Source organism: Leisingera sp. NJS204, from assembly GCF_004123675.1.
GTDB lineage: Bacteria > Pseudomonadota > Alphaproteobacteria > Rhodobacterales > Rhodobacteraceae > Leisingera.
In genome coordinates this window covers 3,087,347-3,110,200 of record NZ_CP035417.1, presented here as the reverse complement: position 1 = coordinate 3,110,200, position 22,854 = coordinate 3,087,347, and the positions used below count along the sequence as shown (strand labels likewise).

Annotated in this window: 21 protein-coding genes and 1 tRNA gene; 9 read left to right on the top strand and 13 right to left on the bottom strand. The window is 59.0% G+C overall.

Going from position 1 to position 22,854, the window contains the following annotated elements:
* Positions 1–103 precede the first annotated feature (103 nt).
* From ETW24_RS25120 to ETW24_RS15220, 3 genes are read left to right on the top strand one after another with little or no spacing between them, the layout of a single operon-like run.
* A complete protein-coding gene (locus tag ETW24_RS25120) occupies positions 104–226 on the top strand; it encodes a hypothetical protein (protein WP_302664661.1) in 123 nt (40 codons plus the stop codon).
* A complete protein-coding gene (locus tag ETW24_RS15225; protein ID WP_129371844.1) occupies positions 226–411 on the top strand; it encodes a hypothetical protein in 186 nt (61 codons plus the stop codon). Before ETW24_RS25120 ends, ETW24_RS15225 begins: the two co-directional genes overlap by 1 nt.
* A 41-nt stretch (positions 412–452) precedes the next feature.
* Positions 453–1,763, top strand: coding sequence for a DUF6538 domain-containing protein (locus tag ETW24_RS15220; protein WP_129371843.1), 1,311 nt, complete (start codon positions 453–455; stop codon positions 1,761–1,763).
* A 240-nt stretch (positions 1,764–2,003) separates the two neighbouring features.
* On the opposite strand, the gene ETW24_RS15215 is transcribed toward ETW24_RS15220, so the two are convergent.
* Entirely contained in the window at positions 2,004–2,228 is a 225-nt protein-coding gene (locus tag ETW24_RS15215) for a helix-turn-helix domain-containing protein (protein WP_129371842.1), read from the bottom strand.
* 141 nt (positions 2,229–2,369) lie between these two features.
* Between ETW24_RS15215 and ETW24_RS15210 the strand changes: the two genes are divergently transcribed.
* Positions 2,370–2,996: a DUF805 domain-containing protein gene (locus ETW24_RS15210; RefSeq protein ID WP_129371841.1), complete on the top strand. Its 627-nt coding sequence runs from the start codon at positions 2,370–2,372 to the stop codon at positions 2,994–2,996.
* A gap of 84 nt (positions 2,997–3,080) precedes the next feature.
* On the opposite strand, the gene ETW24_RS25405 is transcribed toward ETW24_RS15210, so the two are convergent.
* Positions 3,081–4,421: a YegP family protein gene (locus ETW24_RS25405; protein WP_254695622.1), complete on the bottom strand. Its 1,341-nt coding sequence runs from the start codon at positions 4,419–4,421 to the stop codon at positions 3,081–3,083.
* 668 nt (positions 4,422–5,089) lie between these two features.
* Positions 5,090–5,419 (bottom strand): hypothetical protein, encoded by a 330-nt coding sequence (locus ETW24_RS15200; protein WP_129371840.1) that lies wholly within the window; start codon positions 5,417–5,419, stop codon positions 5,090–5,092.
* A gap of 853 nt (positions 5,420–6,272) precedes the next feature.
* Here ETW24_RS15200 and ETW24_RS15195 point away from each other — a divergent pair.
* A complete protein-coding gene (locus ETW24_RS15195; RefSeq protein WP_129371839.1) occupies positions 6,273–7,790 on the top strand; it encodes a hypothetical protein in 1,518 nt (505 codons plus the stop codon).
* 311 nt (positions 7,791–8,101) lie between these two features.
* Here the strand turns inward: ETW24_RS15195 and ETW24_RS15190 are convergent.
* From ETW24_RS15190 to ETW24_RS15165, 6 genes are all read right to left on the bottom strand, one after another.
* Positions 8,102–8,176, bottom strand: a tRNA-Gln gene (locus ETW24_RS15190).
* Between the two features lie 299 nt (positions 8,177–8,475).
* A complete protein-coding gene (locus ETW24_RS15185; protein ID WP_129371838.1) occupies positions 8,476–10,407 on the bottom strand; it encodes an acyl CoA:acetate/3-ketoacid CoA transferase in 1,932 nt (643 codons plus the stop codon).
* A gap of 240 nt (positions 10,408–10,647) precedes the next feature.
* Positions 10,648–12,732, bottom strand: coding sequence for a peroxidase family protein (locus ETW24_RS15180; RefSeq protein ID WP_129371837.1), 2,085 nt, complete (start codon positions 12,730–12,732; stop codon positions 10,648–10,650).
* Between the two features lie 236 nt (positions 12,733–12,968).
* Positions 12,969–15,347, bottom strand: coding sequence for a response regulator (locus ETW24_RS15175; RefSeq protein WP_129371836.1), 2,379 nt, complete (start codon positions 15,345–15,347; stop codon positions 12,969–12,971).
* A 25-nt stretch (positions 15,348–15,372) separates the two neighbouring features.
* On the bottom strand, positions 15,373–16,374 hold the full coding sequence (locus tag ETW24_RS15170) for a cytochrome-c peroxidase (RefSeq protein ID WP_129371835.1): 1,002 nt from the start codon (positions 16,372–16,374) through the stop codon (positions 15,373–15,375).
* A 107-nt stretch (positions 16,375–16,481) separates the two neighbouring features.
* The gene (locus ETW24_RS15165) at positions 16,482–17,690 is read right to left on the bottom strand and encodes an NnrS family protein (RefSeq protein WP_129371834.1); all 1,209 of its coding nucleotides are present in this window, start codon (positions 17,688–17,690) and stop codon (positions 16,482–16,484) included.
* 241 nt (positions 17,691–17,931) lie between these two features.
* On the opposite strand from ETW24_RS15165, the gene ETW24_RS15160 reads away from it, so the two are divergent.
* The gene (locus ETW24_RS15160; protein ID WP_129371833.1) at positions 17,932–18,627 is read left to right on the top strand and encodes a Crp/Fnr family transcriptional regulator; all 696 of its coding nucleotides are present in this window, start codon (positions 17,932–17,934) and stop codon (positions 18,625–18,627) included.
* A 211-nt stretch (positions 18,628–18,838) separates the two neighbouring features.
* Here ETW24_RS15160 and ETW24_RS15155 read toward each other — a convergent pair whose 3' ends face one another.
* The 4 genes from ETW24_RS15155 to ETW24_RS15140 form a co-directional block, all read right to left on the bottom strand.
* Positions 18,839–19,036, bottom strand: coding sequence for a hypothetical protein (locus ETW24_RS15155; protein WP_129371832.1), 198 nt, complete (start codon positions 19,034–19,036; stop codon positions 18,839–18,841).
* A gap of 112 nt (positions 19,037–19,148) precedes the next feature.
* Complete coding sequence (locus ETW24_RS15150; RefSeq protein WP_129371831.1) at positions 19,149–19,379, bottom strand: DUF982 domain-containing protein; 231 nt, start codon at positions 19,377–19,379, stop codon at positions 19,149–19,151.
* Between the two features lie 144 nt (positions 19,380–19,523).
* Positions 19,524–19,730, bottom strand: coding sequence for a cold-shock protein (locus ETW24_RS15145; RefSeq protein WP_129371830.1), 207 nt, complete (start codon positions 19,728–19,730; stop codon positions 19,524–19,526).
* 176 nt (positions 19,731–19,906) lie between these two features.
* The gene (locus ETW24_RS15140; RefSeq protein WP_129371829.1) at positions 19,907–20,119 is read right to left on the bottom strand and encodes a hypothetical protein; all 213 of its coding nucleotides are present in this window, start codon (positions 20,117–20,119) and stop codon (positions 19,907–19,909) included.
* Between the two features lie 124 nt (positions 20,120–20,243).
* Between ETW24_RS15140 and ETW24_RS15135 the strand changes: the two genes are divergently transcribed.
* From ETW24_RS15135 to ETW24_RS15125, 3 genes are read left to right on the top strand one after another with little or no spacing between them, the layout of a single operon-like run.
* Positions 20,244–20,696 carry a c-type cytochrome gene (locus ETW24_RS15135; RefSeq protein WP_129371828.1) on the top strand — a complete coding sequence of 151 codons (453 nt, stop codon included), beginning with the start codon at positions 20,244–20,246 and terminating at the stop codon, positions 20,694–20,696.
* 12 nt (positions 20,697–20,708) lie between these two features.
* A complete protein-coding gene (locus ETW24_RS15130) occupies positions 20,709–22,052 on the top strand; it encodes a cbb3-type cytochrome c oxidase subunit I (protein ID WP_129371827.1) in 1,344 nt (447 codons plus the stop codon).
* Positions 22,053–22,055: 3 nt separating this feature from the next.
* Positions 22,056–22,850, top strand: coding sequence for a CbbQ/NirQ/NorQ/GpvN family protein (locus tag ETW24_RS15125; RefSeq protein ID WP_129371826.1), 795 nt, complete (start codon positions 22,056–22,058; stop codon positions 22,848–22,850).
* The last annotated feature ends 4 nt before the right edge of the window (positions 22,851–22,854 follow it).

Genomic DNA, 22,854 nt, shown 5'->3' with positions numbered 1-22,854 from the left:
TTGTTTCTGATGAGAACTCTTCCTTGCAATTGACCCACCTGAGAGCCTCCAAAAACCGAGAGCCACTCCGTATCTAAATCGATAGCAACTACGGAGGTTTATCATGCTGTCTCATATACTTGCGAAGTACCTGCTAGCGTCCAAGCCGATCAAGGCCAGACGGTCCAGCAGCGGTGAAATCGTCATCGGCAAGATCATCATCGTCCTGTTTGCCAGGATCGACTGATGGTCGAGTATCAACCCGACGACATTGTGATCATCCGCGCATCTGAAGACTGGCCGGAGCATCTGTTCCGGATCACCGAAGTCTTCGACGACTGCGTGGGTGGCTACTCCCTTACGGGACCACTGGAAGGCGAATACGGCGAGCCCGACTTCGACCTGATCCTGCGGGTCTACGAGGGCGACTGAAGCCCTTTTCCCCAATCTCAAAACCAAAAGGAGGAGACGCTATGTCTGCTCAGATCAAGTATGCGTATTTGAAGGGTCACACGTGGCTCTATCGACGCCATTACCCGAAAGACGTAGCTCTGGCTCTCGGCCAGCAAGCTCTGAAACAATCGTTGAAGACGAGAGACGCCGCTACCGCCCGCGTCCGGGCAGCTGAATTGAACGCTCGCTATGAAACGCAGGTGGCTGAGGTTCGGTCACTCGCAGAGGAAGCACTGAGCGCTCCAAGGAACAGCAGAACTGCCTCTGCATGGGCAGCTAATCCAGAAGGCGCTCTCGACCGCCTGCGGGCCTCTCTGGCAGACTCCGGAGCAGTTATTGACCGGCCTGACTTCAACCGGTTGGCCGCAAAGCAGAAGATTCTGATCGGTGACCGCGCTGACATGTACTTGAGGCACCGGAGCAGCCAGCTTCGCCATGGCGGGTTCAAGTCGGTGCGCTATTCGGTGGAGCTGTTCGCTAGCCGGTATGGTGAACGGTCGCTCTGCAGCCTTGGGCGAGATGACGGCAGGGAGTTTCTTGGTTTGATCGCCAAGCTGTCCCCGCTAGTTGGCAAGTCAGCGTCAACGAGAGGGTTGAGCCTAGACGGTCTGCTGTCTTTCTCGGAGAACTGCGCAGCCAAGATAACCGTGCGGACCCAGAAGCGTATCTGGTCGCAGGTGAACCATTTCCTCGACTGGTGCGTCTATGAGGGGGCCTTGGAAGCCAATCCCTTCAAGTCAGTGCTGTTTGACCAGAAGGTTCGGCCCAAACCCTATGCAGTGCCGACGGACGAGGAAGTGCAGAGACTGCTGGCTGACCGAAGCGGTGATCTGCACCCGGTGTTTCTGACCTGCCTACTGTCAGGGATGCGTGCCGGGGAAGCGGCTGGCCTGCTTCGCGAGGATCTGGTGTCGAAGGGCAACCTCGGGACCTTTGCTTGGGTTCGTCCAAATGAGCTGCGGCTGTTGAAAACGGATGCTGCGGAGAGACTGGTTCCGGTGCACCCAGTGTTGCAGGACCTTTTCAGAGAGTTGCCTGAGTTCGGCCCGTTGTTCCCTGACTTGACCGTCAACCAAATCACCAAGGCGTTTGCCAAGGCCCGGCAGCGGTTGCGGCTGGAGCGTCCAGGGTTGGTGTTTCATTCGACCCGGAAGTGGTTCATCACTCAATGCGAGCGTACAGGTGTCCCGGAGCACTTCACGGCTTCACTGGTGGGTCATAAGTCAGCGCGGTCGGAGAACGGGATCACCTACGGCATCTATTCCGCAGGCATCTCAGACGAACAGAAGCGGTCCATCATAGACCAGATCAGGTTGCCGGTGCCGGGATGAGACCACCCAACATTGAGGAGTTCGAAGAAAGGGCCGCTATCGCTGAATACGATGGCGGTCTTTCTCGTAGGGCCGCTGAAGATCTGGCAGCTCGGGCTCAGAGCTTCACTAATGCGGCGGCATACTGGGCTTGGCTCGCGGAATACGTGTTGACCCGGAAGATACCATGATCCTAACCTCGGCGGGCCTTGGCAGGTTCGCCGGGGCTTTCACTTTGCTTTTTTTATCAGAGGATAATTCTTAGTTTGGCTGATCATCAGGTGGCACCAGAAGCCTCCATGGGGGCACCCCCAACGGCTCGGCAAGCTTCTCAAGAACCAGTACCGTGGGGTTGCGCACCCCCCTCTCCACGCCGCTTACGTAGGTTCGATGAAGGCCGCACTCGAAGGCCAGGGCCTCCTGCGAGAACCCGGCTTCCTCCCGGAACCTTTTGAGATTTTGCCCTACAAGCCTGCGTATCGCCATGATCGGACAGAGCAACCTTGTAGACTTATAATCTACAGACTATGAGTCTCATTTGCTGGGCGCTTCAAAACTACGCGGCGCATTCGATTGGCAATTTGGGCACGATCACGAAACTGACTTGAACAACTGAATGAGTAGATAATGGATCGTTTTCTTTCACTACTTTCGCTGCTCGCTACAGCCGCTGCTGGCGCAACCATATGGTACGTTGTCAACCCGCCGTATCCAGTTTGGTTGGCAATCGTATCTATCGGCATCAGTGGACTATTTTTGATCCGTCTGACTGAGTTGGGCGTGAAAAGAGCTCACAAGGCAATCACCGACCCAGCGCTAAATGCAAAAGTGAAGAAGGCTGCTGAGCAGGCGGCAACGCAAGCATCGGAGGCGTCTGAAGAGCTCATTCGGACCGGTAAACACTCTGCAACTGAATTGAATACCGCCGCAGCACCATTGCTGAACTACATTTTCGGGTTCTCTGGCCGTGTGTCCCGAAGAGAGTATTTGATCGTGCAAGTGGTGACCGGTCTGCTGACGCTGGTGTTGGTCGCGCTGTTTCTGACGGAGCCTGATAGCTGGTTAGGCGTCCTGTCGCTTCTGGCAATTGGAGCAGTCGCAGCGGTTCTCCTCGCTTTCGGGGTTCGCCGAACCCGAGACACCGGAGTAAATCAATGGTGGTTCCTGCTGGTTCTCGTTCCGCCAGCTAACCTCGCGCTCCTAGTGTTCCTTCTTCTCGTCCCTACCGACGAGTTCAAGAACGCCCCCGTATAATCCTGGAGAGATCTGTTGCCTGGCGGGTCTCCCCAATAGCACCAGTCAGAGCGCCGCTAGCAGTTGAAAGCGGCTGGTGAAAACTCACTCTTCGCCGTCGTCGACTGTTTCTTCGGGTTTGATGTAGCGTTTTGCCCATCCAAATTCCGGGCGAAGGTCAGCCAGCTTCGTGAACATCGCACGCCTTTTCTCGAGCAGCTTCGACATGCGCTTCAGATTCTTCAGCTGTTCCGCCGCTTGATCGGGCATGCCATCATAGCCCTTCGCAAGCAAATCAGTGACAGACTTAAAATCATCAGTTTTTTTGACCACCTCCCAGATGAACATTCCTCCTACGGCCGGTATCAGTGCCAAAGAGGATCCCAGAGAAGCGAGCCAGGCAGAGGCCCCAGCAACGGAAGTTAGTAAGGACCCTGCGAGTAGAACGCGGAGACGGCGGGTTCTTGCTGGATGAAGGTCGAATTCAACGGGTGTTGTGATGTCATGGATAGCATCCAGCGTTTCGGCTTCAAACACTTCGGTCTCGTCAGCAACCGTTTCAGCAAGCTCTTGGAAAAGCCCTTCCTCTTCTTTGCTTTTCTCCGGCGTGCCATCAAACTCGTTAGAAGCTGCCACTAGGTCTCTGCCGACTGGCGTAGCCATCATCAATGGGCCATGAAGAGCGATCAGGGAATCCAGCGCTTCTTGTTCCTCGGGCTCGAAGTCAGGCCATTCTCCAGTTTGAATATTGTGCTGAGCTGTATTTGAGGCGGACACTAGCCGGGTGCCTCTTACAAACAGAACAGCAAAGTTGATGTCGTGTATGTCTTTGCTGAGCTCCTTTGCATAGCTCCCTATGACCCTCTCGAGCAAGGCGGCTTGGGGGGCATTAGGATTCCGAGAGTAGCGAGTGCTCAAGGCAGCTATTGGACCATCTGCTGAAATCAGCTCTTCGCGAATGGTGATGATCCTTTCCACGTCATCAGCCGTATTCGGAACGGCAACGAGTTGTACCTTGCCCTTCTCGGTGAGGCCAAATTTGACGATGTCACTTTGATCAGGAAGAGCTTGTGCAAGGGACCTGACTTGAGCAATTCGGTTCCGACTCAGATCGCTACTCAGATCGTCGACACCTGCGTCCTGCGCATTCCTCTTGACCGACTCGATGCCGTTGTCCCGTCCCGACGCATTGGCGTAGCTCTGCGAGGTGCCGATCACCTGACCGTTGCTGGCTTTCAGGTTGAACATGTGCTTTCCGGCGGAGGTTTCCTTGCGCTCGTAGCACGCATCGTCTCCGGCGTTCTTCCTGACCGACTCGATGCCGTTCTCGGCACTAGCCTTTTGCTTGTAGCCTTCGCTAGCCAGAATGTTCTCGCCGCTGCGAGCTTTTAGCCGGAAGCGAAACTCACCTGCATTATCCTCGTAGAGTTCGAATTTCCCTGGCATTGGCAAACTTCCGACGAAAAAAGTAAAACAGTGAAGGCTTTCTGCATTGCCATCAATGACTTGCCAAAGCCTAGCACCTTGTCTCTGGGCTTCAAGCGCATATCTCCACCCACACCACGCCTCGCCACCATCGGGTCTCCACCGTCCCCTCTCGTCAGCGGATCGATAGCGGCAGGCTGGGAAGTTGGCAGCGGCTCGGCAACGGTTCTAGGCTGGGATCTTTTGTTGGCAGGTCGCTAGCTGCCCGGAGACGGGTCATTAGCTACCGAACCGCCCCAGGAACGGCCCCAGGTTTGCTGACGGGGCGGCTAAGGCGATGAAGCGGATCGGTGGGCAAGGCGTCCTACCACCCCAGCCATCGGCCTTTCCTCCAATAGAATAAGACGCTGACGAGCTCGAAAGAGCCGAACTGCCCCCGTTTTCGGCCCCCGTTTTTCTGGGCAGTTTCGGAGCGCTGGCGGGACTGATTTCCCTTGGCTTGAAAACCGCTGGCGGGGCCGCTAGCAGGATCAGATCTTGGGTAAGGATGTGCTTGGATCTGACCTCCCCCTAGTCGCGGGAGAGGCCGTTGGCGTTATGGCTGAGTATAGTCGGCATAGGGATAAGTAATGGAAGCGAACCGTTATCCCGGGAAATACCAACCAGAACAAACCACAAGTTCTTCCTTATCAAAGAACCAAAGAATCGAGGAGCTCAAGACGTTCCTGGAAGCGGCGCTGACGGCCCAGATAACCGGGTGAGCGGGGAATATGGCGAACCTCCAAGTAATCATCCTCTCGATCCGGGGTTAGCTCCCGCACCTCATCCAGCCCCCGAATGTTATGCGACATTTCCACGAACTGCCCGAGCACCCTTAGAGCCGACGCTTTCATCCCGGCCTTCAACCGCTTGGCATAGGCGTAGTTGATGATGAAGCTGTCATGGACGCACAGGACCGGTATTTCTATTCGCGTGAACGCCCTGATCAGCATGTTCGCCATGATGCTATCAATGTTCATCAGATAGATCCCTCGGTCAGCGCAGATATCGTCCCTGAGGAAGGGGTGGTAGAAATCGTGGTTGACCTCTGAGAGCCCTTAGCGGTAACAAGCAAGTCCCAGAGATAACACGGCAAGGATCCCTGATGAGTTAGCCTCCCACTAAGATTTCTTCGGATTTTGAAGGCCTTAAGTAAGGTCCTACTGAAGCCCCTGTGGGAAGGGCTATTCTATCGGGATACGTGTATTCGGTCTTCCGCTTAGAATACATCACATAAACGAGGCTACAGCCACGTGTTTACCAGTTGTCTGGTGAGCTACGGCTAATCTCGCATACGCCGCTAGAGCCTCGATCGCAGGCTTAGCTGTTCGCGTGCGTGACTTAGTCTCCGTGATGAAAATTTCCTCCTCTGAACGAATGCGTTCGAGGGGTTCGACTCCTCGTGCGCCTTACAGCTTGAATGGAGTGAACATGGCACACGGCAAACCGTTTTCTTGGTGCGAAAATAGAATACCGAGAGACTGGAAGAGGTTGCAGCGGAAGTTGCGTGGGCATCGGGAAGAAATAGGAGCGTTCCGACGCGATGCGGCAAGCTCGAAACACTTGGAAACTCTGCTCCGGACCCAGCGAGCAATACCGATAGGAATGACCGGCTCGAAGGCTCAGGAGAAACCGCCGCCGCTGTCTGGGCTCTGGGTAGATCGTCCAGCTGCCCCACGGCTGGGCAGCCTCCCGGATTGCTAACTAGCCAATATTAAAGCCGAAAAGGTGGGTCGCGGGCGGGTAATCGTCGCTCGCGGTCTGAGTGAAATCACCTTCGTGTCCAAGCCATTACCGGTTTGGAGCAAGAGCAAACTGCCATGAGGAAACCTGATGAACAACTTTCGCTCAGAAGTGCAACTCAATGACCTGATCATCGCAGATCCGTATTACTCGCGGACCCTCAACATCCACCGCTTTTCGAAGCACCCTGACGTATCGAAGCTAACCAATCTGGTCTGGAAGCAGTGCATTGGGGAGCCAGAAGCAACTGCCCTCAAGAAAGGAGGTGTGAAACCAAAGGCCACCCGAAGACAACAGCTAGAAATCCTACTGCTAAATCTGTTTGAAGCATGGGATAGAGATCCAGAGCTCAGCATTGCCGTGGACATGAACAACACCGCGTGGACAGCTAGCAGCCGCTATAATTGGTTTGGCCTGTCTCGTGCGGCCCCCAAGCTTGTTCATAGCCTGCATGATGGCGGCTTCATTGCGTTCGCCGCTGGTAGCTACTCAGGACCCAGAGCTAGCACGAACCGAACCACACGCATCCGGGCAGCTGAATCACTTTGCCGACTGTTCCGTCAGGTTAAGTTTGGGCAGCAGCACATCCTTATCCATCCCAAGAAAGAAAGCGTCGTGATGCGAGGGCTCGAGAAGTCTCAGCGCAACCTCGAATACGTGGACACGCCGGATTCAGTGAAGATGCGGGCGGAGTTGGAGAGGTATAACTGGCTTCTGCAGCGCACCTTTATCGACATCCCTGATCTGGAGCAGCCTTGGATCGACAGGCCAATCGAGGAAGGCCCGCGAACCGGTCAAATGGCGCGGCTTGCCATCGGCGGCTTTGATCATCACGTCGTTCGCATATTCAACCGGAATGACTGGAGGTGTGGCGGGCGTTTCTTTGGGGGTTGGTGGCAGAACTGCGGAAGCGAGTTGAGACAACGCATCCACATCAACGATCAGCCGACCGTCGAAGTGGATTACCGAGCCCTGCACGTAGCCATCCTGGCTGCGAAGCATGGCGTTCAGCTCGAGAGCGACCCCTACGTTCTGGAGGATGGTCTGATTAAGGACATGGATCCGGCCAAGCAACGCAAGCTGGTCAAGTCTCTCGTTCTAATGGCTTTGAATGCATCTTCGAGGAACAAGGCCTGCAGTGCTTTCAGGAACGATGCGCCGACTGGCTCCCAGGAGAAGTCCATGAAGAATGCCGAGTTGTTCAAGGTGCTGGATGCCTTCGTGGAGAAACACCCCTTCCTCAGGGACGATATCTGCGCTGACCGAGGGATCTATCTGATGAACATTGATAGCATCATGGCGAACATGCTGATCAGGGCGTTCACGCGAATAGAAATACCGGCCCTGTGCGTCCATGACAGCTTCATCATCAACTACGCCTATGCCAAGCGGTTGAAGGCCGGGATGAAAGCGTCGGCTCTAAGGGTGCTCGGGCAGTTCGTGGAAATGTCGCATAACATTCGGGGGCTGGATGAGGTGCGGGAGCTAACCCCGGATCGAGAGGATGATTACTTGGAGGTTCGCCATATTCCCCGCTCACCCGGTTATCTGGGCCGTCAGCGCCGCTTCCAGGAACGTCTTGAGCTCCTCGATTCTTTGGTTCTTTGATAAGGAAGAACTTGTGGTTTGTTCTGGTTGGTATTTCCCGGGATAACGGTTCGCTTCCATTACTTATCCCTATGCCGACTATACTCAGCCATAACGCCAACGGCCTCTCCCGCGACTAGGGGGAGGTCAGATCCAAGTACAGCCTTACCCAAGATCTGAGCTAGCTAGCGGCCCCGCCAGCAACTCTCAAGCCATGGGGAAGCGGCCTCGTCAGCTTACCGAAATCGTCCAGGAACACTGGGGCCGAAACCGGGGGCAGTTCCGGGGCTAGTGGGTGCGCCGGGTGCTTATTTTCTTGTGTGAAAGGCCGATGGCTGGGGTGGTAGGATTCGAACCTACGATACACAGTACCAAAAACTGCTGCCTTACCACTTGGCTACACCCCATCGGTGAGGCGCTGTCTAAAGTTTGTTGCGAGGGGGTGCAAGAGGGTTTTTAAAAAAAATGCAGTTCCTGTCCAGCTCTCGTTAGAAAATCTGCATGGCCCCGGGCTTTCATCAGCTGGCGGCAACCCGGTGCCCTTGGAAACCGTATTTACCTTAAGGACTTACGGATCTTTTGCATGAAAGGTTTTGTGCGCCTGCCAAGTGCTGGAACGAACGGCCGGACCGGTTCTCCGGCGCGCGCGGATGGGTGCGGAAGGGGTGGCCAGCCCGATACGGGCTGGCGCGGGCTTGTGTCCGCTTCAGGACCCCCAAATGGCCTGATGCGCTTCTTCGCCGCTCTCAAAAATATGCGGTTGCACGCTGCGGCTGGCGAGGGTGCCTTGCATCTTCAGGCGCATGAAGGCGCTGGTGGTGTAGTGGGCAATCGAGGCGCTGTGGCGCTCCAGTGTCCGGCCGACCGATGCCGCATAGGCATCCTGCAGATCCTCGGCAATGCGGAAGCCGTTCTGGTTTATCACCATGTTCACATCCTGGCCGCTTTTGACAAAGGCATCCTGCAAGACACGGGTCAGGTCCTCGATGTCGCGCTTCTTCTTGACGCTCCAGCCTTCGAGGTTGAGGAACATGGTGTGGCGTGCGGCATCATAAGTGACCCGCTCCGACAGGTTCAGGTTCAGCAGGTCATTCATCAGCCCCATCTGCTCATCCTGGAAAATGCGCGGATCCATCGGGCTGACGTTCTCGATGATCGGCTTGAACTCCATCTGATCCAGGATATCGCGCTGCAGGTCGATGCCGGGCGCAATCTCGATCAGTTCCAGTCCCTTGGGCGTCAGCTGCAGCACGCAGCGTTCGGTTACGTAAAGCACCGGCTGCGAGCGCTGCGAGGCGTAAGGGCCGGAGAAGGTGATCTGTTCGATCAGGCGGACGAACTTCTTGTTGCGGCCTTCCTGGACGATGCGCAGGTTGCCGCCCTCAACCGCAACCTTCAGCCCGCCAGCGGTGAACGTGCCGGCAAAGACCACCGCGCGCGAGTTCTGCGAGATGTTGATGAAGCCGCCGCAGCCATTCAGGCGGCCGCCGAAACGGGAGGCATTGACACTGCCTTCGGCGTCGCATTCCGCCATGCCAAGGCAGGTGAGGTCGAGCCCGCCGCCGTCGTAGAAATCGAACATCTGGTTCTGGTCGATGATGGCATCGGCATTGGCTGAGGAGCCGAAGCTGGAACCGCCTGCCAGCACACCGCCGACCGCGCCGGCCTCAGTTGTGAGGGTGATATAGGGGGTGGCCTTTTCCTCGTTTGCTACCGCCGCGACGCCGTCGGGCGCACCGACGCCGAGGTTCACAGCGCCGTTGGGCGGCAGTTCAAAGGCGGCGCGGCGGGCGATGATCTTGCGCTGATCCAGCGGCATCTTGGCGATGCCCTCCACCGGCACCCGGATCTCTCCGGACAGGGCAGGGTTGTGCTGCACGCCGTAATTCATCCGGTGCATGTCCGGATCGTCCGCCAAGCAGACGCAGTCCACCAGCAAGCCGGGAATCTTCACGTCCTTCGGCTTGATCGAGCCGTCCTCGACGATGCGCTCCACCTGGGCGATGACAATGCCGCCGTTGTTATGGGCGGCCATTGCCTGGGCCAGGCAGTCCAGTGTCAACGCCTCGCGCTCCATGCTGATGTTGCCGGAGCGGTCGGCGCTGGTGCCGCGGATGAAGGCGACGTCGATCTTGGTGGCCTTGTAGAACAGCCATTCCTCGCCATCGACCTCGTGGTAGCGGACAATGTCCTCCTCGGTCACTTTGTTGACCTTGCCGCCGCCATGGCGGGGATCGACATAGGTGTGCAGGCCGACCTTGGAGAACAGCCCCGGCTGGCCCGCCGCGCAGGCCCGGTAAAGCTGCGAGATTACCCCCTGCGGCAGGTTGTAGCCGCAGATCTTGTTCTCTTGTGCTGCTTGCGCAACCTTGGGCATGCGGCCGAAATTGCCGGCAATCACCCGTCGCAGCAGCCCGTCGTGGTGCAGCCGTCCGGTCCCCAATCCCTTGCTGTCGCCGGCGCCTGCGCACATGATCAGCGTCAGGTCGCGGGGCGCGCCCTCCTCGATGAACCGCTTTTCCAAGGCCGCGTGCAGCATTTCCGGGATGCAGCTTTGCACAAACCCGGTGGTGGTCACGACATCCCCGTCCCGGATCAGTGCCATGGCCTGTTCGGTGGTGGTTGTCTTGTCTTTCATGGCGGCGCGTCCTCCCCGATGCCTGTCGCCTTCCGCTTGGGCTTTGCGGCTTTGCGGAAACTGATCGGGCATTCTAGCCGCGGGCCAGACGGCGCCTGTCCTTTGATTGCGTCAGCGGATGGGGGACATACGACATCACGCCCCGCGGGCCGTGGCGAAGTTTCCGATCGGCGGCCGGCTGTTGCCGATGCGGCGGGCGGCGGGTCTCATCCAGATGGCCGTGCATCAGCCCGGTTGCGGTCAGAACAGGCTGTCGCCGGATTGAAACCAGTCGCCCATGCTGATGTCCTCCAGCAACACGGACCAGTTTTCACCATCCGAGAATTTCAGGCCGCCTTCTGTGTCCTCAATAGACAATGTGCGGCGCATTGGGCCTGTCACTTTGATTTCATCAAGGCCCAGTTCGAAATCCGTAATGGTGTCATCCCCATGGTGCCGGGTCCGGAACAGAAAACAGTCGCCGCCGGCGCCGCCGGTCAGCAGGTCATTCCCGGCGCCGCCGCTCAGAGTGTCGGCATGCAGGCCGCCGTCAAGCGTGTCGTTGCCCTTGTTCCCGGACAGCCTGTCCATGCCGCGCCCGCCTGACAGCTCGTCGTTGTCCTGCCCCCCTGTGAGTTGATCTTTTCCAGTGCCGCCAAAGATGAAGTCTTCCCCGGATCCGCCATTCAAGCGGTCCCGGCCAGCGCCGCCGTCCAGGCAGTCGTTCCCCTGGTTGCCAGCAAGGGTGTCCTTGCCGCGGCCTCCCTGAAGGTCATCGCCGCCGGCCTGGCCAGCCAGGCTGTCTGCGCCATCATTGCCGAACATGAAATCGCGTCCGGCACCGCCTTCAAGGGTGTCATCGCCCATTGTGCCGGCAGCCCTGTCCATCGCCATGAAGATGTCTTTTTGAATGGCGCTGATATCGGTGTTACGCACAATGATATCGGACAGGCTTGTCTCCCATAGCGCCTTCATCTCGCTGGCGGGAATACCCTCGCGTCCTTCACTCCAGAATGGATCGCCGTCGCGCAGGCGGGTGAACTGGTCCACCATGACCGTGGTAAAGGTTTCCCCAAGCAGCCGGTCGCCGGACGGGTCTTCGGCCAGCCCGCCAATCCAGGCATCGACCAGATCGGTGTCGCCATAGGCATCTTCCAGTCTGGCCGCCAGACCGGCATCCTTCGTGATATCGGTAAAGCTTTCTGCCCGGGCAAGGCCAAGCGCTTCGCGCAGGTCATTATAGCTGGCGACACCCAGATCGCGCCCGCGTTGAATGTTCAGCGCTGCCAGGTCCAGCCCGCCTGCGCCAGGCGGCCCGAACAGGAATGAGCGCACATCCTCGACCACCATAGTGTCTACAGCTTCGGCTGCTTGGGTTGCAGCACCGCGCATGACGTTTTCGATCATGTCCGGTTCCTTCAGCAGATGCGGCTGAAAGAACGCGTCCCGCAACGCCAGCAGACCGGCGGTTCCGTCAGCTGCCACCAGCTGCAGATTGGCCGGCAAAAGCGTATGCCCCAGCCGGAACACGGCAGTAGAAAACTCGATAGCAATGCCGGGGTTCACGTCCGGGTCATAGCCCTGATAGGCCCCAAGCGCGTCTTGGCCGATCAAAAGGGGGAGAAACTCCTTGAAGGTGACACTTTGCACCAGCGCTTCGACCCGGGCGCGGGCCGCCTCAAACAGCTGGTCGTCTGTCAGGCCTGGATCCCTTGCGGCCAGTTCCTCAACCAGCCGGTTGTGCTCGCGGGTGAAAATCGTGTGCATCGAGGACAGGGCCACATTTTCCGCGGCGCGGACGTCTCCGGTCAGGAAGCCGTCGCCATCCCGGCCCAGATACCCGTCCTTGGTCATCCGCAGCCTGCCGCCTTCGTCCCGCATTGCTGCGACAGTTTCCACCGTCGAGCCATAGATCATGGAGGCATCAATAAATGCTGTGATCTCATTGAGATACTCACCGTCCTGCTGCGCTATCCGGGTAAAGGGAATGACCGCCTCACCGGTGCCGAAAGGATCAAAAAACGGATCTCCCGCCGGGACTTCGATATCTGCCCCGGTCTCGCTTTCGGTCCCGGTCAGCGACAGATCATGATCCAGAAACTGCCCCCAGATCCACAGGAAGTCCGACGCGCCTGCAGCATTCACAGTGCTGCCGTCTTGCGCAGACAGGATATTGGAAATCTCACGCGGGTTGGGCCGGTCCGCCCCGGCCATGCCGCCGTCAGAAGTCAGGCCGCTGGGCGCTAAATGCAGCAGGCCGGTGCCGGTTGCCCCCCAGTCTGGATTTTCGGAATGTGCGGCATAGCCATCGGCGGGGCGTGCGGCCCCGATCTGTAAACTGGACATGTGATCCCCCAATCACTCATTAACTTTCACCAAAACTGCCATTGTGTGCGGCGCGCCATCCCTGTGCGAGCGGTGCCGGTAAACGCCTTCCCAGGTTCCGGAAATGCACTCAAACCGGGACACAGGCAGGCGCCCATTATATCACGATTTAGTGTGATTTTGTGTATTGTCGTGATTTTCATGGCGGATCAGCGCCATCGCGTCACAGGTAAAGCAATAGGCCGGGACCCTGCGTGTCAGGCTTGCCGGGCCTGCAGCGTTGCATCAGTGGCAGACGGCGTATCAGTCCACTTGGCAATTTGTTCCAGCAGCAGCTGCTTGCGCATCGGCTTGGAAAGAAATTCAACCATGCCTGCAGCGCGGCAGGCCGCTTCGTCGGTGCTCAGCACATTGGCGGTCAGCGCAAGGACAGGGCAGGGCGCCCGGCCGTTTTCCTGTTCCCAGGCCCGCAGGCGGCGGGTGGCTTCAATGCCATCCATCACCGGCATCGACATGTCCATCAGCACCAGATCGAAATGATGTGCGGCGAAGGTGTCCACCGCCTCCTGCCCATTGCTGCAAATGGTCAGCTGAATGCCGGAAGGGGCCAGCATTTTCTGCAAAACCAGTTGGTTGGTACGGTTGTCCTCAGCCGCCAGAAGGCGCAAGTGGCTGAATTGCCCGGCTGTTTGCCCGGCGCTGGGCGGCACCGCGGCGGCAGCCTGCGGCGCACCGGAGTTCAAGACCTCCTGCAGGGTCTGCAAAAGCAGTTTGTTGCGCGCCGGTTTCATCAGCACACGCAACGTCTTGCACTCCTTCAACACTTCGTATTCGGCCAGCATCTGACCGCCGGTGCAGAAAACGATCGGCATCTCCCGGCACCCGGGCAAGCTGTGCAGGCTCCGGCAAAGGTTTCTGGCTTGCTCCAGCGGCAGGCTGGTTTCAACCAGCACCAGATCCGGCTGCCGCTGTTCCGCAGCCATTGCCGCCACTTTTTCCAGCAGCCCGTCCATGCCGTGAAGCGCGATTGTGTCTGCCCCCCAAAGAGCCAGCTGGCGCTGCCGCACGTCGCGGGCAAAGGCCAGATCCGCGGCCACAGCCACCAGTTTGCCCGCAAGCGGCCGGGAAAGGACCGGCGCAGGAGCGGCAACAGGCAGCGTCAGGCAGACAGTGAAACAGGACCCTGTGCCGCTCTCCGAGTCCACATCGATCCGCCCGCCCATGGCCTGCGCCAAACGGGACGAGATGGCCAGGCCCAGACCGGTGCCCTCAAATCGCCGGGCGGTGGTGCTTTCTACTTGCTCGAAGGCATGAAAGATCTGGCCGATACAGTCATTGGGGATGCCGACCCCGGTGTCGCGCACATCAATGCACAGTGGAATAGCATGGCCGGCGTCGTAGTTGAGTGTGATACTGATAAAACCTTCCAGAGTGAACTTTACCGCGTTGCCCACCAGGTTCATCAGAATCTGCCGCACCCGGCCGCTGTCGCCGGTAAAGACGGCAGGCGTGTTTTCCGGGATGTCGATACAGATTTCCAGCCCCTTGGCGGATGCGCTGGGCGACATCAGCGTGGCGACGTCATAAATCACGTCGCGCAGGTTAAAGGGCTGCTCCAGCATCTGCTCTTTTCCGGCCTCCAGCTTGGAGAAATCGAGAATGTCGTTGACGATGCGCAGCAGCGCCTCGGACGATGCCAGAATGGTTCCGGTGCAGGATTGCTGTTCAGATGTGAGGCTGGTTTCATTCAGCACTTCCGCCATCCCCAGGACCCCGTTGATCGGCGTGCGGATCTCGTGGCTCATGGTTGCCAGGAAGCGGGATTTGGTCTCGGTGGCAGCTTCCGCCCGGGCTTTTTCCTGCTGCAGCCGCTCGGCGATCCGCTTCTTTTCCTCCAGACTGGTTTCCAATGTGTCCAGCGCCGCAAATACGGCAGAAATCTCACTTGCTTCCTGTGAGGGCGCAAATTGCTCGCGGCTTGCCAGCCGCCGCAGCTTGGAAGCCGCCAATTGCATCGCGCCGGAGACGGCGTGCGCCTTGCGAAAGGCAAAAATCAGTGCTGCAAGCATAAGCAGCGCGGTGCCGGTCAGCCCCAGAACAAAAATACGGGACAACGCCCGGTTCGCCGCCGCGATGGCCTGTTCCGCATGCACAGCCGCCAGACCGGTCACAGTGGCAGCTTGCCGGGTAACCGCCTCGCTGCTCATCATCAATGTGCTGAGAGTGGGAATGTCCTTTGCAGGTTTGATGCCCAAAAGCACAACCGCCAATTCGCACCACTCCGTCAGCGTCTGATTCAGGGCTTCAGCCTCAGCCCGCAGCGGCCCAGGCAGCGGTTGCTTCAGCAAGGCGCTGAGATCGCTGTTGATTTCCTTGAGGTAAGATTGAAACTGGCTGGCCACGTCTTCCTGCGGGATCAGCCGCGTCATCGCCAGAACGTCTTGGGCATAAACTTCGGCGGCCGTGATGCCGGTGCTGACGCCGCTGGCGCGCCGGGTCACCTCAAGCGAGGCTTCCAGCACCGCGTCTTTCCGGCTGGAGGCATACATCGCCATGCTGCCGATCAGCAGTGCCGCAAGCAGTGCCGCAACCGCAATCACCAGAACCGGCAGCACGGTGGACCGTTTGATATTCATAAGCGGGGACCCTCAGCCATGCGCATCAGTTTGCCGGCAGAATAGGGGTTGGCACATTGGTTCCGGTATCCGTCAGCGTCTGCAGAAAGGCAATCAGGTCGGTGATGTCCGCTTCGGTGGCGGCAAAACCTTCGATATCCGGCATTCGGGATGCCTTGGCGCTGCCGCCGTCGGCATAATGGCGGACCACCTCCCGCAACGAGGTGAGCGAACCGTCGTGCATATACGGCGCCCGCAGAGCGATGTTGCGCAGTCCGGGGGTCTTGAAGCGGTAGTTCATCTCCGGGTCCGGCGGTGTCAGGCCGCCGCCGCCAAGGTCGGTTGTTTGAATTCCGATGTCATGCAGCTGGTTGTCCGTGAACATCCAGCCGGAATGACAGGACACGCAATTCGCCCGCCCGTTAAACAGCGCAAAGCCGCGTTTGGCGGCCTCCGGCACTGCAGTTGCATCCCCGCTTACCCAGCGGTCGAAACTGGCCACGCCGCTGACAATCGTGCGCTGGTAGGTGGCGAGTGCGGTCAGGACGGTCTCCTTGCGGATCCCCCGCCCAGGGAACAGGCGATCGAACCAGGTTTTGTATTCATGCACCGCAGTCAGGCGGGCGGTGATGCCGTCAAAGGTTGCGTTCATCTCATCCGGAGCGGTGATCGGCCCAATGGCCTGCGTTTCCAGGCTGTCCGCGCGCCCGTCCCAGAACAGCGGGGTGATCCAGGCCGCGTTCAGGAGTGTCGGCGCATGGCGGCGCACGGGTTTGTTTGCAGCGCCGATGGCCTTGGGTACCGGGGTTTCCCAGCCGAAAGAAGGGTTGTGGCAGCTTGAGCAACTGATGTTCTGGCCGCCGGACAGGCGCGGATCAAAGAACAGCATTTTGCCTAAGGTGGCAATTTCACGGCTGTAGGGCGCAGCCTCCGGGAATGGCACGGCAGCGGGCCGCTTGAATGCGTCAAGCCCGGCGGGTTGCGCCAGGCTTTGGACGGCCCATAGCAGCAGCGGCACTACAGCAGCGGCAGCAGCTTTCCACTGCATTTAGGACCTCCCCACACTATCCAAAGCCTAGTTACCCGGAATAACACTCTCTGAGAAGGCTGTTAAATTTGCGTAAGCTTTGCCGTCTTTAAGGCCTTACATGTGCTCTAGGTCCGGTTGTGGGCCTGCGGTCCTGACACTTTCTTGGATCCCGCACTCCGGGTTGCCAGCCAAGGCCCGGTTTTCAGCACCATCAACGCAAACCCTGCGGTCCATAAACCTCCGGAAACGGTGATGCCGGTCCAGCCCGCGGCCAGTTCAGTGCTGCCTGCAACCCGCAAGGAGGCAGACGCAATGACCAGCGCAAAGGCAGCGGTCAAAGCCGGGCCTGCAACCAGCGGCCGGCCGCTGTGACCCATGGTGGCGCGCATCATGACGGCCAATGTCATGCCGCCAACAGCACCGATACCCAGAATATGCGCGGCTGCGGCGGGTTCGAGCAAGCCAAATGGCACTGCCGCGGCGGCGATCAGCCCTGCAGGCACCAGCGCATAGGCCGCATGCAGCATGAACAGCAGCGGCTCACCCAGGCTGGCCAGCCCGCACCAGCGTGCCAATCGCAGGACGTGCAGCAGCCCGGCTGCCAATAGCAGCACACCGCTGACGGCAGCCCAGGGCGCTGCGGTCCAGGCGAGCAAAGCGGCAGCACCCGACGCGAGGGTCACGGCATCGAATTTGCCGAATGGCACCGGCATCTTCTCTGCGCCGTTCTTGGCCAGCCAATTGCGGGTGAAACTGGGGATGATCCGCCCGCCGATCAGCATGATCAGAAAGATCAGCACGGCAATTCCCAAACGGCGCGAGATATCAGCCGCCCCCTCGGTCATCGCCTCAATATGGAAGCAGGCATTGGCCAGGCCCAGCAGGGTGATCGGCACCAGAACCTTGAGGTTGCGCCAGTTTTCACCCGCGATGATTTCGCGCGCGATCATCACAACCACAGCGGCCAGAAAGGCGCAGTCCGCAACCATCACCCCAAGCGCCGACAGCCCCAGCCAGCCGGCAGCGGCGATCCGGCCCAGCAGCCAAAGGCCTGAAAGCAGCGCCAGCGGCCAGCCGCGCGCAGGCATCCGCCCGGTCCAGTTGGGCACTGCGGTGAACAGGAAACCCGCCACGACCGCCGCGCCGTAGCCAAAGATCATCTCATGAATGTGCCAGTCGGTTGGCAGAAACGGCCCGCTGTACTCCAGCGTGCCCTGCCAGATCAGCAGCCAGGCGGGGATCGCCAGCAGGGCAAACAGGCAGGCCCCAAGAAAGAACGGCCTGAAGCCAAAGGAAAAAAGGACGGGTCCAGAATAGTCGGTTCGCGCAGCCATTTCGGCCTCCAAGTGTCCAATCAAAGAAAGACGGGCGGCACTGGTCAGGTGCCGCCCGCCGGTTCGGCGCAAGGGACGCAATCTTTCGCCGAACCCCGTGGATCAGCACCGGCAGGCAGGGGGGAGGGAGGCTCCCCCGGATCCGGGTTCCCGTTTTTCCCGCACGGTTGTTTCCTCTGGCGTCACTATGCGATAACGGCGGGGTCATCTCTTTGTCCTTCAGCAAACTTGCGGTGCATTCTTGTCCAAGCTCGACGAAAGCCTCCTGACCGGGCTGCCGCCCTTCAACCTCCTGGAGCGCGGCCAGATCCGCGAGATCCTCGATCAAGCCCTGCCCAGGCGCTATGACGAGGGCAATGAGGTTTTTCACGAAGGCCATGACGCCGACCGCTTCCACCTGCTGCTGGACGGCTACATCCGTGTTGTGAAAACCACCGAAGGCGGCGAGCAGATCATCGCGCTGCATATCTCGCCGGGCCAGTTGTTCGGCATAGCGCCCGCGCTGAACCGCGACACCTATCCGGCGACGGCTGTGGCGGCTTCGGAATCGCTGGCGCTGTCCTGGCCGGTGCGGCTGTGGGCTGAGTTCACCGCCAAGTACCAGGGCTTTGCCACCGAAAGCTACAGCACCCTGGGCCAGCGCCTGGGGGAGATGCAGACAAGGATCACCGAACTGGCGACGCAAGCAGTGGAGCAACGGGTGGCGGCAGCGCTTTTGCGGATGGTGACCCAGTCGGGCCGCAAGGTGGAGGAAGGGATCGAGATCGCTTTTCCAGTGACCCGCCGCAATATCTCGGAGATGACCGGCACCACGCTGCACACCGTCAGCCGCCTGCTGTCGGCCTGGGAAAAGGACGGCATCGTTCACTCCACCCGCAAGCATATTGTTGTCACCGACCCGCACCGGCTGGTGGTCCTGAGCGGCGCACAGGGGTAGGGGCGGCTGAAAGACCGGGAGGTGTCCCGCTGGCAGCAGGTAACTATTAGGGCAAGAGGCCGGAACGCCAAGCGGGGCAGGTTTCCTTGATGCGCAGGCACACGTTGCACACAGAAACTGCACAAGCCATTCGCTGCGATTGCCGCCTGGCCGGCCTGCGGGCAGGCTATGCCCGGTGTTCAGCAGGCACGATACTTCTTGGCCGGTGTTATTATTGCTGAGTGTCTTCGGGCTGCTGACTACCGTGCTCATATTGAAGCCGGGTCCGTTTAAGACGCTCAATTTTTCTGCGCCGAAGCTCGTTTTCGTCGTCGAGGATTTCACGCGCTGCACGTGAGGTCTTTTCGATCGCTGTTTCCTTGCGGGACAGACCGGCCAGGCCCAATTCTTCGATGTTTAGCTTGGTCATCTGGTCACTCTAACTGGATTGATTCCGGGGCAGGATTTATTTTAGCGGACGAACGTTCAGTATATTTTGTCTCTCAAGTGCGGCAGGGACCGGATGAGTAAGGCGCGGCGGTCTAAGCGGCGGTGCGGGAGTCCGTTTGAAACCCAGCAGTGTCAACAGCAGAGAGGAAAGCTGCGCGTGCGGCGCCGACGGGGGCGAGACAGTCCATGACGGCATCAATTTTCTCAAGCGCAATGTTTCTGTTGCGATCGGAAACCGGCCAGGCTTTCTGCAGCCAGAAGTGGGCTTGTTCAATCGTCGAGATTTTTTGTGTCCGGCCTTCCGAGGGCAGGAAAATGGTCATGGGAGAACCCCAAGAGATTTCTATCAAGATTGTTCTTTCGGTAATTTTTGGAAGAGAACCGCATCTGCAGTTTAAACAGGGCAGATGCAGGAAACGGGGGCATCGCAAGAATGCTCCCGTCAATAGTTTCATGCCTGCAATGGCTTACGCAAGTGCAAGATTGCTGGCGGACTCACGTCCGTCGCGGCCGCTTTCGATGTCGAAAGTCACGGCTTGGCCATCGTCAAGCTGCTGGATGCCAGCGCGTTCCAAAGCGGAAATGTGGACAAAGATGTCCCGCGATCCCTGCTCGGGCGCGATGAAACCAAAACCTTTTTGCGAGTTGAACCATTTCACGGTGCCATTGGCCATCGTGTCGTCTCCTTGATAAATGCTATCCGCAACACGCGATAGCCCGGCCCAGTGTCGACATAGGAACAACTGGGGCCGTTAGGAAACAGAAGGTCTAAGAAGAAGCTTTGCTGGACCGAGATGGGGTATGCGATCCATGATTGCAAGAGAGCTGCAGCGATATCTTGCAAATAGTTTTACTTGGCTCCTATCATTCCCCGCAACTGCTCCCGGAAATCCATCTCCTCCAGCCCGTATTCGCCGCAGGCATCGATCAGCGTGTGAAAGGGGGCGATCGGGCAGCCGGGGCAGATCATCTGGCGGCGCATGAACTCGGCCGCGCAGGCGGGCCAGTGGTGAAACAGGTCTGCCAGGGGCAAATCCGGGTTGTCGAAATCGGGGCGTCGCATGGCGTGTCCTCCTTTTCTTGCATCTTGCGTGCAGCAATGGGTCCGGTCTTTGCGCTTTAACAACATACGCGGCGGTGCGCGGGTTTAGGCAGACCCTATCCGCAACTGTACTCAGGACCGCGATATGTCAGAGATACTTACCAAGTCGCGGGCCAGGAACGTGTTCTACGGGGGCTCCTTGTTCTTCGTTGTCGTGTTCGTGGCCATGACCGCGCACAGCCACCGCTACATCGTCAAGACCTCCACTGCTGGCATGGAACTGACCGACGCGGTGCGGCTGGGAAAACATGTGTGGGAGCGTCACTCCTGCATCAACTGTCACACCCTGCATGGCGAGGGCGCTTATTTCGCCCCTGAAGTCGGCAACGTAATGACCCGCTGGGGCGTGCTGGACGAACCCGAGGACGCCTATGAAATGCTGAACGGCTGGATGGAAGCCCAGCCGTCCGGTGTCGAGGGCCGCCGCCAGATGCCGCATTTCGAGATCACCGAGGAAGAAATGCGCGGCCTTTCTGAATTCCTGCGCTGGGCGGATCAGACCGATACCCAGAACTGGCCTCCGAATGACGCGGGCTGAGGGAGAAAAACAATGAAGTATCAATCACAAAAGGTGGCCTATGCCTATTTCATGGTGGCAATGGGCCTGTTTGCAATCCAGGTCCTTGGCGGGCTTTTGGCGGGCTGGATCTATGTCTGGCCCAACACGCTGAGCGAGCTGCTGCCCTTCAACATCGTGCGCATGCTGCATACCAACGCGCTGATTGTCTGGCTGCTGCTGGGCTTCTTCGGCGCCGCCTATTACCTGATCCCCGAGGAGTCCGAACGCGAGATTTTCTCGGTGAAACTCGCCTATATCCAGCTGGCCATTCTTGTCGTCGGCACTCTGGGCGCGGTCGGCTCTTACCTCGTGGGCATCCACGGCGGGCGGGAGTTCCTGGAACAGCCCCTGTGGGTCAAGTTCGGCATTCTTGTCGCGGCGGTGATATTCCTCGTGAACATCTCGCTGACCGTGCTGGCGGGCCGCAAAACCGCGATCACCAACATCCTGCTGATGGGCCTGTGGCTGCTGTCCTTGCTGTGGGTCTTTGCCTTCATCAACCCGGACAACCTCAGCCTTGATAAAATGTACTGGTGGTTTGTTGTGCACCTCTGGGTGGAAGCCACCTGGGAACTGGTGATGGCCGCAATCCTTGGTTACCTGATGCTGAAACTCACCGGTGTGGACCGCGAAGTGGTGGAAAAATGGCTCTATGTCATCGTTGCCCTGGCGCTGTTCTCCGGCATCCTGGGCACTGGCCACCATTTCCTCTGGATCGGCACACCGGGTTACTGGCAGTGGGTCGGCTCTATCTTCTCAACTCTTGAGGTGATCCCCTTCTTCGCGATGATGAGCTTTGCCTTTGTCATGGTCTGGAAAGGCCGCAAGAACCACCCGAACAAGGCCGCACTGCTGTGGTCGCTGGGTGCATCGACCGTGGCTTTCTTTGGCGCCGGCGTCTGGGGTTTCCTGCACACGCTGCACGGGGTGAACTACTATACCCACGGCACCCAGATCACCGCCGCCCACGGGCACCTCGCGTTCTACGGCGCCTATGTGGCGATGAACCTGGCGATGTTCACCTATGCGATGCCGCATCTGCGCAACCGCGATCCCTATAACCAGGTGCTGAACATGGCGTCCTTCTGGCTGATGACCGGCGGCATGGCCTTTATGACCTTTGTGCTGACCTTTGCCGGCACCATCCAGACCCACATGCAGCGCATTGTCGGCGACTACTACATGGATGTGCAGGACCAGCTGGGACTGTTCTATCTGATGCGTCTCGGCTCTGGCGTGGTGGTGGTTTTGGGCGCGCTCTTGTTCATCTACGCAACCGTCGTGGTCCGCCGCGAAGTCATCAAACCCGGCCCCGCGGCCGTACCGGGAGAGTAAGCCATGAATGCGATGAACATGCCTTCCGTGCCCTTCTACCGTCCCGCAGGCGATGAATGCACCGTCTTCGAGATGGCCCAAGCCAACGGTCTGCCCCTTCTTCTGAAGGGGCCGACCGGCTGCGGCAAGACGCGGTTTGTGGAACATATGGCAGCCCGTCTGGGCCTGCCGCTGCACACCGTTGCCTGCCACGATGACCTGTCCGCCGCTGACCTGATCGGGCGCTACCTGCTGAAGGGCGGCGAAACCGTCTGGGTCGACGGGCCGTTGACCCGCGCCGTGCGCGAGGGCGGCATCTGCTACCTGGATGAAGTGGTTGAGGCGCGCAAAGACGTGGCCGTGGTGCTGCACCCTTTGACCGACGACCGCCGCCGCCTGGTGATCGACCGCACGGGCGAAGAACTGTCAGCCCCCAAACCCTTTATGCTGGTCGCCAGCTACAACCCCGGCTACCAGAACATCCTGAAAAAGCTGAAACCTTCGACCCGGCAGCGGTTCCTGTCTATCAGCTTTGATTTCCCCGAAGCCACTGCCGAAACCGCCGTGGTCGCGTCTGAAAGCGGGCTGGACGCGGACCGCTCTGCCGCACTGGTGCGGTTGGCGGGCCATATCCGCAAGCTGTCGGGCATGGACCTGGAGGAGGGGGTTTCCACCCGCCTCTTGATCTATGCCGCCACGCTGATTGCCAAAGGCATGAGCGTGGAGCGCGCGGTAGAGGCCGCCATCATCGAACCCCTCAGCGACGAGGCTGACGTGAGCCAAGCGCTGCGCGACCTTGCCGCCAGCGTCTACGGGTGATGCC